The following is a 14,209-nucleotide window of genomic DNA, read 5'->3' as shown; positions in this document are numbered from 1 at the left end:
GAGTGATGATCATGGTCAGGGTGGATCCCGAGACCAGGCGGATTTATCTGGCCTGCGCTCGCGGCCTGGTGGCCGGGCACATCAGCCTGGATGCTGCCGACGATGCCGGCTTGGACATCGAGTTGCCGGTCTTCACCGTCGGCCAGGTCGGGCAGTTGGCCAACATCCATCCGCAGACCCTGCGCCAATACGACCGGCTGGGTCTGATTGTGCCGGAACGGACCGAAGGGGGTGCGCGCCGATACTCCCTGCGGGATTTGGACCGGCTGGGCCAGGCCCAGCATCTGAGCCAGGACGAGTCCATCAACCTGGCCGGTGTGACCAGGATTCTGGCCCTGGCCGAGGAGAATCGTCAGCTGAGGCGCCAGCTGCGGCGCTCCCACCAGTCACAGGGGTCCAGTATGTTCGCAGCCGCTGCCGACGGTCGGGTTGTCGAAGTCAGGCGGTCCAGCAGGGCCCGGCTCTGGCGGCAGGATACGACGCATGACGAGGCTGATCCGACTGATTCCAAATCGCTGATCGTCTGGAGCGTACGCTCCTGAGACAGGTGAGGGGCCTGTGCTATGGTGTACAGGTTGGCCGCTCGCCCAAGAGCTGCGGCTGACTGTCGCCTGAATGCTTTGAGTACGGGGAAACCGCTTGCGCGAAATTCGTCATTCTCTGCTTTGCACGCGGCCTGCGAACTGTCGACCGACAGTACCGTTTTCTTCCCTGTTGTGAAAGGTCATTGTGACTGCTTCATCCATGCCCGATTCCAATTCATCCAATTCCGGACAACCCGCCGCGGAGCCCGTGACCTTCGACCAGCTGGGTGTACCTGAACCCTTGGTCCGCGTCCTGCGCAAGGACGGCAAGACCAGCGCCTTCCCCATCCAGCGGGATACCTTGCCCGATGCCCTGGCTGGCCGTGACATCCTGGGCCGGGGCCGGACCGGTTCCGGCAAGACCCTGGCTTTCAGCATCCCTCTGGTGGCTCGACTGGCTGCCGACGAGGGAGGACGGGCCACCCATGGTCGCGGTGGACCCGCCGGATCAGGCAGTCTGCCACGCCCGCGCGGTCTTGTCCTGGCTCCCACCCGCGAGCTGGCCAATCAGATTGATGAGGTTCTCAATCCGCTGGCCCAGGCCTACGGCATGCGGACCTGCACTGTCTATGGCGGGGTAGGCCAGGGCCGTCAGGTCGATGCGCTTCGGCGCGGTGCCAAGATCGTGGTGGCCTGCCCGGGTCGCCTAGAGGATCTGCTTCGCCAGCACAAGCTCAGCCTGGAGGACGTGGAGATCGCCGTGCTGGACGAGGCCGACGAGATGGCCGACATGGGCTTCCTTCCCGCCGTGGAGCGGATTCTGGCCCAGGTCAGACCGGGCGGTCAGCGCATGCTCTTCTCGGCCACTCTGGATCATGGAGTGGATGCCGTGGTCAAACGTTTCCTCAAGGATCCCAAGATTCACGAGGTGGATTCCGCCACCCAGCATGTGGATCTGATGACCCACCACATCTTCGAGACGACGCAGGCTGCTAAGCACGACCTGGTCCGCACGCTGGCCGCAGGGCAGGGCAAGAGGATCCTGTTTACCCGGACCAAGTTCCAAGCCAAGAAGCTGGCAAAGAATCTGATTGACAATGGCATCCCTGCCGTCCAGTTGCATGGCAACCTCTCCCAGGGGCAGAGGGACCGGAACCTCAAGGCTTTCTCGGAGGGCCTGGTCCGGGTCATGGTGGCCACCGATGTGGCGGCCAGAGGCATGGATGTCAGCGGGGTGGATCTGGTGGTCCAGGTGGACCCTCCGGCCGACTACAAGTCTTTCCTCCACCGTTCCGGGCGCACGGCAAGGGCTGGCCACTCCGGCGACGTGGTGACGGTCGTCCTGCCCGATCAGAGGCGAGATACCCGGCGGATGCTGCGTATGGCCCATATAGATGCCAAGCCGGTCGGGGTCACGGCCAACTCCCAGGAGGTAGGCGATCTTGTGGGACCCCATGCCCCCCTGGTTGAGGGCTGGTCCTTGGAGGCCGCCATAGCGGAAACCCGAGGATCACAGGACGGCAAGCAGGCCGGTTCTCGTAGTCGTCGATCCGGTGGGCCCGCCCGTAGGAGACGGGGGTACGATCGGTTCGACAGGCGGCCGAGGGGCTCTGGCCGGGGACGTGACGGTGATGGAAGGAATCCCCATCGCAAGTGGGCTGACGGGCTTGACGAGGATCGCCCCTTCGACGGACGTAGGCGGCACGGGCATGCCGACTCCGATCAAGCCGTCCAAGCCGGTGGCCATCGAGGCAGGGGCAATCGTGGCCGTGCGGGCACAGCTCGTGGGCGGGGTCGCCACGATGGCGGTCGTTTCGACGACGGCGGTCGCACCTACCGCAACGGTGATCACAGGCACCGCGGAGGCAGACGGAGACGGGACAATAATCCCTTCCGTCAGGTCAAGTCCCACTGATTGCTCCCGCTGTTCTATCGGCGTGACCGGTCAGACCGCATGGGTCAGGCCATGGTTCCCTCGCAGCTCTCCCGGAGTTGGACCTTCACGGGGAGTTCGGTGGAAATGGGCGGTTCCTCCGGTGAGTTCAGGCGCCTGACCAGGGTGGAGACGGCGGCCCGGCCCAGTTCGACCATGGGCTGTCGGACCGTGGTCAGGCGGGGCTGTGAGACGGAGGCCTCCTTGATTCCGTCGAACCCGGTGACGATGACCTGGTCGGGAACGCTTACACCCGCATCAGACAGGGCCCTCAGTACCCCAAGCCCCATCTGGTCGTTGGCGCACACCAGGGCCTGGGGGAGGGTGCCCTGCCTGACCAGGCTGGCAGCGATCTGATAGGCGACGGACTGCGAGAATTGCCCTCTGTAGATTGGCGCGGCCGAGGGTTCCAACCCCTCTGACCTCAGACCCTCACAGAACCCTTCGTAGCGTTTGCCATTGTCTGGAGAATCATCCATGCCCGCCATGTAAGCCATCCGCTGTACCCGGTGTTTCTCGAACAGGTGCCTGACCAGGGTGTACATGCCCTTGCGGTTGCTCACGCGGACCAGATCGAATTCGCTTTCCTGGTTGAATGGAGCATTGGCGATCATGACAACGGGCAGGCGTTTGCGCAGGAAGGCCAGGACGCTGTCAGGCACGGACCTTGCCAGGACAATCAGACCATCCACCTTTTCCGACATGGTGCTGATCAGCTGGGGGATGTCGTCACCCTTCCCCCTCAGGCCGATGCTGACCATGAGGCTGAGGCCCTGCCGCCAGGACTCCAGTTCGCACCCCCTTAACACCTCGTCGAAGTAGAGGGAATCCGTATTGTCTTTCTGATCGTGGGGTGGATCGACGACGATGTCGGCGGCATCCTCGCTGACCAGTTCGAAGTCGCTGATCTGGTCCAATTGATCGATGTTTGGCAGAAAAAGGCCTATGGTGTTGGTCCGCCGGGCGGCCAGGCTCCGTGCGCTGCCGCTGGGGAGGTAGCCCAGGAGGTTTATGGCTTTGAGCACAGTCTGTCTGGTCTCGGGCCTCACCATCTCCGGTGTGCGCAGGACCCTGGAGACGGTGGCTATGGATACGCCGGCCTCGCGGGCGACATCGTATACGGTCGGTTTCCTTGCCATCCGCTTTCCTTTCTTTCATACATCCCATACAGCATACCATCGAAACGTGCAGTTGATTGCAAGATTTGATAGCGCTAACATCAATGCTCCTTATCTGGGAATATAGGTAACTATATAAGTAAATGAAGGAATCTCCACGCTTAAAAACTCCTGATGGGAATGATTTGCACATTTAAATGTAAGCGCATACAGTAGAGAGCACGATGGTTGATCCGGTCCGGTCAGAGGATGCCGTGCAGGTCCGGGAACCCACCCGTGCATGCGCGTGCCGACTACACCCCGATAGCAGAGGACGGATTTGGCCCGTGAATGTCAATGCAGACAAAGGAGACATATGAGACGGAAAACAGTGGCGGTGAGAATCCTTGCAACACTGGTTGCAGGGGTCACCCTCCTGGGACTGGGGGCATGCGGAAGTAAGTCCGAGGCAACACAGCAGGCTGCCGCAGGCAATCAGATCCTCTTCGGTGGTGACAGTGGCAGTCCAACTTTCACCCGTAATTTCAACCCATTCTCGACCAGCAAGAGGATAGGCATCAACTTCATCTACGAACCCCTCGAAGTAGTCAACAGCCTCGATGGGACCTCAACCCCCTTCCTGGCCAGCGGGCACAAGATCGTGGACCCCAAGACGGTGGAGTTCCAGATTCGTAACGGGGTCAAGTGGAGCGACGGCAAGCCCTTCTCGGCTCAGGACGTGGTCTTCACCTTCAACCTGGTCAAGAAGGATGCGGCCATGGATTCCCTGGGGGTCTGGCAGCACATCTCCTCCCTTGAGGCCTCAGGGTCCAAAGTGACCTTCCAGTTCAAGGACAACGATGTGCCTGCGGTGTCGATCGTCAGTCAGCAGAACATCGTCCCGGAGCACATCTGGAAGGGTGTGAAGGACCCCCTCAAGTGGACCAATGAGAACCCCGTCGGGACCGGCCCCTATAAGTTGGGCACCTTCAAGCCCAATCAGTACACCCTGGCGAAGAACAAGGACTACTGGCAGGCCGGGAAGGTTGCGGCCGACACCATCGTCCTTCCCGCCTCCAACAAGCAGTTGGACCTGGTCAATAAGAAGTATGACTGGGCCTACTCCTTCATCAACAACGTGGACAAGACATGGGTGGGCGCCGACAAGCAGCACAACCACTACTGGTTCCCCCCGGGGGGCACGGTCTCCCTTTATCCGAACCTGACCAAAGCCCCCTTCAGCGACGTGAACTTCCGCAAGGGCCTCAGCTATGCCCTTGATCGCGACAAGATCGCCAAGGACGCCGAGGAAGGCTATGTGGATGGTGCCACCCAGACCGGCCTCATCCTGCCCAACCATGACAAGTGGGTCAATGATTCCATTCCCAACAAGGGAAAGGTCTCCCAGGACGAGGCCCAGTCCCTCGAGTACTTCGCCAAGGCCGGCTACAAGAAGCAGGGCGACCAGTTGGTGGACTCCAACGGCAAGCAGCTCGAGGTCAACATCACCGTGCCCAGCGGCTACACCGACTGGCTGCGCGGGGTGCAGACCATGCAGGGCCAGTTGACCAAGCTGGGTATAGCCGTCAAGCTCACCCAGCCCCAGCCCGCCGCATACACGCAGGCGCAGAACAACGGCGACTATGATCTCCTGATCTCCTCCTTCGGAGGCACCGGCAGCGTCTTCCAGGACTACAACGGCCTGCTCAACAGTGAGTTCGCGGTTCCCGTGGGTCAGTCAGCCAACGCCAACTTCGAGCGCTACAAGAACCCCAAGGCCGATGAACTCCTGGCCCAGCTCAAGCAGGCGGCCGATGAGAAGTCCCAGAAGGCCATAGTCGACCAGCTCCAGCAGATCGTCTACGACGATGTGCCGGTGATCGGTCTCTTCTACGGCGGTCTCTGGGGCCTGTTCAGCACACGGAACTACACGGGTTGGCCCAGTGAGGACGACCCCTACACCTCACCCAGCACCTGGACCCAGTCGGTTCTCATGGTGGTAACCCATATCAAGAAGGCCTGAGAGGCCGGGCCCATCAGGGCAGAAGAGGAGCGGGCTGGTTCGGTGGCGGTCCTGCCGGGCCGTCGGGACGGCCGGTCCCTCCTTGTCTGCCTACTGGGCCGCCCCCCGCCCCTGACGGATGAAAGGTCGTCACGTGCGATATTTTTTCGGGAAAATTGGTCTATTCTTCGTTACCCTCTGGGCGGCCATAACCGTCAACTTCCTACTGCCCAGGATGATGCCTGGATCACCTGCCGACGCGGCCATAGCCAAGTTGTCCCAGAACGGGCCGGTCACCCCTGAGGTCAGGGCTTCCATAGAAGCCCAGCTGGGCATGCCCAAGGGCAACCTGCTCAGCCAGTACTGGCAGTATCTGGGGGATGTGGTCCACCTGAACTTCGGCGTCTCATACAGCAACTTCCCGCAGAACGTATCGGACCTGGTGGGGGCTGCCCTTCCTTGGACCCTGACACTGGTGGGGCTGGTCACGATCGTCTCCTTCATCGTCGGGACTGCACTCGGGGCCCTCATGGCCTGGAAGCGGGGGACCGCCGTGGATGTGACCGGTACGATTTCCAGCTCCTTCCTCTCGGCCTTCCCCTCCTTCTGGCTGGCCCTCATGCTCCTCTTCTTCCTCGGTTACAGGGCCGGCATCTTCCCGACCTCCGGCGCCTACTCGTCCACCGCGATACCCAACTTCTCGATGGACTTCATATCCGACGCCGTGGAGCACTCCATACTGCCGGCACTGACCATCCTGCTGACCTCCCTGGGCAGCTATGTGATGGGCATGCGCAACACCATGATCAACACATTGGGGGACGATTACGTCACCTTTGCCGAAGCCAACGGCCTGCGCCAGCGGACGGTCATGCTCAAGTACGCGGCCAGGAACGCCCTCCTTCCCAACCTGACCTCCTTTGGTCTGGTCCTGGGCGGCGTGGTCGGCGGTTCCCTCCTGGTCGAGCAGGTCTTCAACTATCCGGGGGTCGGCCTCCTGCTCTATCAGGCCGTGACCAACCAGGACTACCCCCTGATGCAGGCCATCTTCCTGATGATCACCATCAGCGTGCTTGTGGCCAACTTCATCGTGGACATTCTTTACGGGGTCCTTGACCCGAGGACGAGGAGGTGAGGGCGATGACGAACAGCATCGTCAGCACAGGGATGCAGACTTCCGCACAAGGTGATGGGAATGACCCCCAAGGGCCACAGGCCCGTACCGCCAGGGACCGGAATCCCGTCCTCCGGGCCCTGGAGGTGATAGGCAAGGGGTTCAAGACGGTCTGGGAGGTGCCCAAGGCCAGGTTCGGCCTGGTCCTGTTGGCCCTGATCGTCCTTTCGGCCCTGTTCGCCCCTTGGCTCAGCCCCTATGACCCAAAGGCCGGCGATTTCGAGGCCAGCATCGGACCCAGCGCCCAGCACTGGCTGGGTACCACCAGCAACGGGCAGGACGTCCTCTCCCAGCTCCTGTGGGGCGGGAGGGTCTCCGTCATGGTGGCCATGGTCTCCGGTCTCCTATCCACCTGCATCGCCGTGTTGGTGGGCCTGAGCTGGGGCTACATCCGCTCCTTCGCCGGGGAATTCGTCGGTTTCATCGTCAACCTATTCCTGGTCATCCCCTCCCTCCCACTGATGATCATCATCGCCGCCTACCTCCAGAACGGAGGCATGAGCGTGATCATACTGGTCATCGTCCTGACCGGTTGGGCCTGGGGGTCCCGGGTCCTGCGCTCGCAGACCCAGTCCCTGCGCTCCAGGGACTTCGTCACTGCAGCGGCCTTCAGCGGGGGACAGCTCTTGGCGGATCATCTTCCATGAGATCTTCCCCAACATGCTCTCCCTGATCATCAACAACTTCTTCGGTGCGGCCACCTCCGGCGCCCTGTCGGAAGCAGGCCTGGAATTCCTGGGCCTGGGTGACTCGACCACGGTCAGCTGGGGCACCATGCTCTACTGGGCCCAGAACAACAATGTGATCCTGACCGGCCAGTGGGCACTCCTGCTGGCGCCAGGTCTCATGGTCGCCCTCCTGGCGGTCTCCATGACCTTCATCAACTTCGGTGTGGACCGCCTGAGCAACCCCCGTCTGCGTGAAGGGAAGGCATGATGGAACTGCTACGTGTCGAGAACCTGTCCGTCGAATATGACAGCCCAGACCAGGAACCGGTCAAGGCGGTCGAGGACGTGAGTTTTTCGCTGGACCAGGGTGAATTCGTGGGCCTGGTCGGTGAGTCGGGGTCGGGCAAGTCCACCCTGGGCTTCGCCGTCACACGACTCTCAAAGCCGCCGGCCCGGATCAGCAAGGGGCGTGTGCTCTTCGGGGGCAAGGACATCACCACTCTCAGCCAGGAGGAGCTCCGCAGACAGCGGTGCGGCGGATTCGCCATGGTCCTCCAGTCGGGCATGAACGCCTTGAACCCGGTGCGGACCGTACGCAAGCACTTCGTGGACATCTACAAGGCCCACGGGAACGTGGAGAAGAAGGATTACGAGGCGCATTCCAGGCAGCTCGTAGAGAAGGTAGGTCTGCAGGACTCCGTGCTTGACGCCTACCCGGGCGAACTGTCGGGCGGCATGAGGCAGAGGGTCTCCATATCCCTGGCCCTGGCCTTGGAGCCCAAGCTCATGGTCTTCGACGAGCCGACCACCGCACTGGACGTCCTGGTCCAGCACGAGGTGATGGGGACCATCCGGGAGCTGCAGAAACAGGAGGGCTTCACCGCCATCCTGATCAGCCACGACCTCGGTGTGGTCCTTGAGTCCACCCAAAGGGTCCTGGTCATGCACAACGGACGGATCGTGGAGGATGCCCCCAGCGAGCGGATCCTGACCGATCCCCAGGACGACTACACCAAGATGCTCCTCAGCCATTATGGTGATCCCAGAGCCGAACACGTTTCAGTGCCCGGCTTGAAGCCTCGCGATGAGGCCGAGGCCTCCGGCTCGGTTGGTGGAACCACTTCGCAGGCCGACGATGAGGAAGACATGACGGTCACGGTGACCGGCGTCTCCAAAATCTACCCCTCCCGCAAGCGGGGTGAGGATTCGGTGACCGCCGTCGACAATGTCTCCTTCACCCTCTCCCCGGGTCAGTCCTTGGCCCTGGTCGGAGCATCCGGATCCGGCAAGTCCACCATAGCCAAAATGCTCACCGGGGTGGAAAGGCCGACCTCAGGCAACATCACCCTGGGCGGCAGGCGGGTTGATCAGATGAAGCGGCGCAAGGATCTGAGGTCCCTGCGTTCCGACATCCAGATGATCTTCCAGGACCCCTATTCGGCCCTCAACCCTCTCCACACGGTGGAGTACACGCTGACCAGGCCCATCCTCAATTACACGGACCTGAGGGGGGACGATGCGCGCAGGCGGATGTTGGAACTGCTGGACACGGTGGGCTTGACCCCTGTGGAACAGTATGCCGCCAAACTCCCCCACCAGCTGTCGGGAGGGCAACGCCAAAGGGTGGTCATAGCCCGGGCGCTGGCCAGCAACCCCCATGTCCTGGTGGCCGATGAACCGGTCTCCATGCTGGACATGACCCTGAGGGCCGGAATCCTGGCCCTCCTTGACGACCTGAGGGTCCGGTTGAACGTGAGCATGCTCTACATCACCCACGACCTCCTGTCGGCCCGACTGATCACCGATTCGATCATGGTCCTCAACAAGGGCACGGTGGTGGAGCGGGGACGGACGGCCCAGGTTCTTCAGCATCCTGAAAACGACTACACGATCAAGCTGCTCGACGCCATCCCCAGCCTGCGCACGCAGGCCTGAGGGCAGAAAGCCACAGGAGAAACAATGTTATCCCACCATGTCGTGGACAGGGGTGTGCCCTTTGGGGACCTACCCCTGCCGGAGAACATCGAGCCCATGGTCATACATGCCCCCGTGGGCGACCTGACCGCCCTCCATGCCCCCAAGGGGGTAAGGGGGGCGCGGGGAGTGGCCATGATGATTCCCGGCTTCACAGGTTCCAAGGAGGACTTCTACCGGATCAGTTCCATCCTGGGAGAGGATGGTTGGGATGTCTGGTCCTACTCGCAGAGGGGGCAGGCAGACTCGGTGGCCCCTGAAGGGAGGAAGGCCTATGACAGGGGGGCCACGGCCGGTGATGCCTTGGATGTAGCCCGTATCCTGATCGAGCACACCGGGGCCAAACGGGTCCACCTCCTGGGACACAGCTTCGGCGGGGTGGTGGCCCAGGCGGCCCTCCTGGCCGACCCTGACCTCTTTGCCAGCCTTACCCTCATGTCGTCCGGCCCCCACGGTTGGCCGGGCCGGAAGGCGGACCTGCGTCAGCGGCTCCTGGACCACCCTGGTGGGGATCTGTGGAGGCTGGATAACCCGGACAGGGCCAGCCTGCCGGACGAGGAGCTGAATCCACAAGACAGATTCCAGCGTCTTCGGGCAGAGCGGACCAGCCGGGACCAGCTCATCGGGACCATAGACCAGCTGGCCGACCTGCATGACAGAACCGAACAGCTGGCTGCCACCGGCCTGCCCATGATGGTTTTCCATGGCGAGCACGACGACTTCTCCTGGCCCCAGGACTGGCAGGCCAGGATGGCCCGCCTGCTGGGCGCGCGCTACGAGGTGATTGCGGGTGCCGGCCACTGTCCCAACATCGACAGGCCTGAGGAGACGGCGGCCCTCCTGGACGACTTCTGGACTTCTGTACAGAACGAACGGTGAATTTCAGCAGGAATAAGCCCATCAGCAATGAAAGCGGGGAAGATGAACACAGAGACTCCACGCGGCAAGTCTCCCGATCGGGGCGCAGGTGACGGCGAGGGAGACGGGGACCGGATGCGGCGGCCCCAAGGCATGACCGTCGAGAGAAGGGACTTCTCGGCTTCGTTCAACTTCAACGGGGACCTGACACTGATCAATGCGGGGGGCATCCAGGTCACCCAGTTCAGGCCAGGCATCCATGACCGTCCCCTTGCCGGTCTCTGGCTCCGCCGCCATCGGGAGGGGCGGATCGATTCCATCCAACTGACCGGATCAAGTTCCCGGGCCTCCTTCGCTCCGGCAGCCGGCAGCCCAGTCTGGGAGGGGAGGGACATGGGCGTCCGTTGGTGGGTTCGACTTGTTCCAAGCGCCATATCTCCTGCGCTTTCCCTGGCTCTTCCATCAGGTGGCGAAGGCGGCGGGACTGGCAGGGGGGCGTCCTGGACCTGGGTGGTGTCGGTCACGATCGACCAGGGTGGCTCGACTTCTGGTATTGAGAGGCAGGAATGTGATGACGCCGTCTTGCCTGACGATCTGTGGGACCTGGTTTCCGCTCAGGACCTGGCCTTGGTGGAGCCGTCCATGGCTGCCGGCGCCGAGTCCTACATCTCCCAGTACATCGCCTACCATGTGCAGGACGTCCCCGATTCTGGCAACGTCCTGTCAGCCCGTCAGACGATGGGTTGCGCCCCTCGGCTCCCCCTGTACGTCACGGGAATCTCACAGGGGTGCAGGGCATTCATGACTGACGGTTACGACTTCTACGGGCTTGGTGCGCGTCTGGACGGTCAGCCCGCGGCCCTCGGTGATGCCGACTGGGACCGGGGGGGCGTAGACCAGTATGAGTTCGCCATGGCCTGCCTCCTCTCTCCCAGGGCGCCGTTGACCCGGGGAGGCCTCACCTGGCAGGTGTGGAACACGGCACTGTCCGATTACAGGGGTGACCTGGGCAAGGCCTGCGCCGCCTGTGCAGAGGCCTTTGAGCAAAGTCGGAGTCGTGCAGGCAAGACCGAGGCCGATGACGGTCCGTCCACCGGCTCCCACGACACCTTACCTGCCTCTCCCGTTGCCCCGCAGGCTGAGCCGGCAACCTCATTCCTGGTCTCTTCCGCACTGCTGAATGGCGACTCTCTGCCTGAGGATGAGTTCAGTCAACTGGGCGGAGGGCCCGTCCGCCAGCCGGAGGCGGACCAGACAGGTCATCTGCTCTCTTACTTCGGAGATGATGCCTGCCATGTGGTAAGCGCACGCAAGGAACTGGAGGTGGACCGCTCCCACGGGCAGATTCTCCTGTCCGGCAACCCGGATACCGACCCGTCACGGCCCACCATGGCCGCCACCACCTACGCCGGGGGTGTCTTCGCTTCCCAGGTGGTCCTGGGCAACACCAACATGAACCTGCTGGTTTCCGTCCAGAAGACCGGTCTGGGCCTCCTGCGCTCCCGGGGGGTCCGCATCCTGGTCCAGGTGGATGGGACCTGGCGCCTTCTGGGTGTTCCTTCGGCCTACATCATGGATTTGGGCGGATCCCGCTGGGTCTACCGTCTGGAAGGCAGGACCCTGACGGTGTCCACCATCGCCCACCTGGACAGGGCCGCCATCGACATCCATTTGGAGGCCGACGGTCCGATCCGGGCTCTGTTGACCGTCAGCCTGGACGATCCATCCACCTGGATCCGGAGGTTCGCTCCTGCCGATGTCGCCCGGGGGATGGTGGGGGCCATTTCCCTTACCCCTGCACCGGGCAGCCTGACGGCTGAACGTTGTCCGGGACTGAGCTATGTCATCTCATCGCCCGATGCAAGGGCCGGGGATGACGGTCCCCTCTTCGAGCCGGGCGCAGGGGTCCACACCACCGATCCGGCCATGGTCACCTTCCTGTCGGACGGGGGCCGGGCCCTGTCCGTCACCATCGCCGGATCCATGAATGGTGGCGCAAGCGAGGAGAGCACACCCGATACGGCCCCCGCCCCCTCCGAACGGGAGCTCCTCCATGCCCATTACCTGGCCATGACCTCTTTCATGCAGGGACTGCATGTGGCAGGGGAGGGAAGATTCGCCGAATTCAACGACCTCCTGCCCTGGCTGGTGCAGAACGCCCTGGTTCATTTTCTGTCACCCCACGGGCTGGAACAGTATGGGGGCGCCGCCTGGGGTACACGGGATGTCTGCCAGGGGCCTCTTGAACTGGCCCTGACCTTCGGTCATACCGATCTGGCCCGGACCATCCTCCTCAAGGTCTTCGCCCACCAGAACCCCGACGGCTCCCTGCCGCAGTGGTTCATGTTCGACCAGTATGCGGACTTCTACCAGCACGATTCCCACGGGGACATCCCCGTCTGGCCCCTGCTGGCGCTGGCTGAGTACGTCGAAGCAGGCGGTAGGTTGGACATCCTGGATGAGCCCGTGGCTTTCTGGCGGGATGATGCCACCCACCCCTGCGCATCAGTGGGACCAGTTGGAGATGCAAGCCCGGTCAGTCAAGGTAGCCCCTCTTCCGGCCTGCCCACGGTGGCCGACCATCTTGCCCGGACGCTGGACTATATCCAGTCGCATAGGGTCCCGGACACCGACCTCTTCTGTTATGGCGAGGGGGATTGGGACGATACCCTGCAACCGGCCCAGGAGTCCATGAAAAGACAGATGGCCTCCACATGGACCATCGCCCTCCTCTACCAGGCCTGCTGCGGACTGCAACCGCTCCTTGAGGCCGCCGGCCGGACCGACCTGGCCTCCCGCTTTGCCGGGGAGGCCGGCAGAATCAAGGACGACTTCGCCGATAACTTTATATTCCAAGGGGTCCTGGCCGGATACGTCAATTTCGTCGATGGGCAACCCCGCCCGGTCATACACCCCTCAGATACCAGGACCAAGATACGGTACAGGTTGATTCCTATGACTCGCTCCATCATCGCTGGCCTGCTCACACCTGACCAGGAGGCGGACCATGAGAGAATCATCGAAGGCAATCTTCATTATCCGGACGGAGTCAGGCTCATGGATTGCCCGGCCTCCTTCCATGACGGAGTGACCAGGGTTTTCAAGAGGGCCGAACAGGCCGCCAACGTGGGCCGGGAGATCGGCCTGATGTATACGCACGCCCATGTGCGTTACACGGAGGCCCTGGGCCTACTGGGCAGGACACGCCTGGGTAGGGAACTCCTAAGAATCAGCCCGGTGGGCCAATTCCGCCGCCTGCCTACAAGCGAGCCCAGGCAACGCAACTGCTATTTCGCTTCGTCGGATGCCGACTTCCCCGACCGATACACGGCCGCCTCCCAATGGTCGAGACTCAAGGAGGGGGCCAAGGACCCCGTAGGTGTGAGGGGAGGATGGAGGATTTATTCCTCCGGCCCCGGCATCTACTGCCGACAAGTGGTCCAGCACCTCTTCGGCCTCCAGCTGCACGATGGGCTGGTTGTCTTCGACCCGGTCCTGTCCCAGGAAGATGACGGACTGGAGGTGACCATGACCCTATTCGGCCAGCCGCGTACCATCCGCTACCATGTGGCTGGTGGGCCGATCGCTGGACCAGGGGACACCGGCTCAGAGGGTACAGGTTCGGACCGCTTGAGGGTTGAGGCCGATGGACACAGGCTTGAGGGCCGGATCCTGGATCTGCCTTACCGCAAGGGCGGATTGGTTGTGACGCAGGGCCAGTTGGCCGGAGCTGACCATATCGACATCTTCCTCACAGTCGACGGACAGACCGTAAAGTAAGTGCCGACACCCATCTCTACAAGGGAGGTGGCTGGGCGGTCAGCTGTTCGACAGCAGGTCGTCCGCCTGCCTTTCTCGGCCAAGTGGGCAGGGTGTCTGTACACGCAGAGCGACAGTCTGCGATTTGCGGGGAAGTCGGTGTCGCTATCTTCGCGGCGTCGTGCACCTACCGGCAATCGAATCGCGTAAGGGAATCCAG

At 62.5% G+C, this 14,209-nt stretch carries 10 protein-coding genes; 9 read left to right on the top strand and 1 reads right to left on the bottom strand.

The window, feature by feature from the left end:
* Window positions 1-11 precede the first annotated feature (11 nt).
* Both H3V04_RS06635 and H3V04_RS06630 read left to right on the top strand, forming a co-directional pair.
* Entirely contained in the window at window positions 12-542 is a 531-nt protein-coding gene (locus H3V04_RS06635; protein WP_198176978.1) for a heat shock protein transcriptional repressor HspR, read from the top strand.
* A gap of 187 nt (window positions 543-729) precedes the next feature.
* Window positions 730-2,439: a DEAD/DEAH box helicase gene (locus H3V04_RS06630; protein ID WP_373564700.1), complete on the top strand. Its 1,710-nt coding sequence runs from the start codon at window positions 730-732 to the stop codon at window positions 2,437-2,439.
* Window positions 2,440-2,483: 44 nt separating this feature from the next.
* On the opposite strand, the gene H3V04_RS06625 is transcribed toward H3V04_RS06630, so the two are convergent.
* Window positions 2,484-3,596 carry a LacI family DNA-binding transcriptional regulator gene (locus H3V04_RS06625; RefSeq protein WP_198201706.1) on the bottom strand — a complete coding sequence of 371 codons (1,113 nt, stop codon included), beginning with the start codon at window positions 3,594-3,596 and terminating at the stop codon, window positions 2,484-2,486.
* Between the two features lie 334 nt (window positions 3,597-3,930).
* Here H3V04_RS06625 and H3V04_RS06620 point away from each other — a divergent pair, with 334 nt between their 5' ends.
* The 7 genes from H3V04_RS06620 (at window position 3,931) to H3V04_RS06590 (ending at window position 14,010) form a co-directional block, all read left to right on the top strand.
* The gene (locus tag H3V04_RS06620; protein ID WP_198187639.1) at window positions 3,931-5,577 is read left to right on the top strand and encodes an ABC transporter substrate-binding protein; all 1,647 of its coding nucleotides are present in this window, start codon (window positions 3,931-3,933) and stop codon (window positions 5,575-5,577) included.
* Window positions 5,578-5,791: 214 nt separating this feature from the next.
* Entirely contained in the window at window positions 5,792-6,691 is a 900-nt protein-coding gene (locus H3V04_RS06615) for an ABC transporter permease (RefSeq protein WP_232342616.1), read from the top strand.
* A gap of 5 nt (window positions 6,692-6,696) precedes the next feature.
* Complete coding sequence (locus H3V04_RS06610; RefSeq protein WP_198187635.1) at window positions 6,697-7,377, top strand: ABC transporter permease; 681 nt, start codon at window positions 6,697-6,699, stop codon at window positions 7,375-7,377.
* A 13-nt stretch (window positions 7,378-7,390) separates the two neighbouring features.
* Window positions 7,391-7,666 (top strand): hypothetical protein, encoded by a 276-nt coding sequence (locus tag H3V04_RS06605; protein ID WP_198188008.1) that lies wholly within the window; start codon window positions 7,391-7,393, stop codon window positions 7,664-7,666.
* The gene (locus H3V04_RS06600; RefSeq protein ID WP_198187633.1) at window positions 7,663-9,333 is read left to right on the top strand and encodes an ABC transporter ATP-binding protein; all 1,671 of its coding nucleotides are present in this window, start codon (window positions 7,663-7,665) and stop codon (window positions 9,331-9,333) included. Before H3V04_RS06605 ends, H3V04_RS06600 begins: the two co-directional genes overlap by 4 nt.
* A gap of 24 nt (window positions 9,334-9,357) precedes the next feature.
* Window positions 9,358-10,251, top strand: a complete 894-nt coding sequence (locus tag H3V04_RS06595) for an alpha/beta fold hydrolase (protein ID WP_198187631.1) — start codon at window positions 9,358-9,360, stop codon at window positions 10,249-10,251.
* 42 nt (window positions 10,252-10,293) lie between these two features.
* The gene (locus tag H3V04_RS06590) at window positions 10,294-14,010 is read left to right on the top strand and encodes a hypothetical protein (RefSeq protein ID WP_198187629.1); all 3,717 of its coding nucleotides are present in this window, start codon (window positions 10,294-10,296) and stop codon (window positions 14,008-14,010) included.
* Window positions 14,011-14,209 lie beyond the last annotated feature (199 nt).

It is taken from the genome of Bifidobacterium sp. M0353, assembly GCF_016100645.1.
GTDB lineage: Bacteria > Actinomycetota > Actinomycetes > Actinomycetales > Bifidobacteriaceae > Bombiscardovia > Bombiscardovia choladohabitans.
Note: the sequence above shows the minus strand (reverse complement) of the source record. Positions and strands in the feature narration are given on the sequence as shown.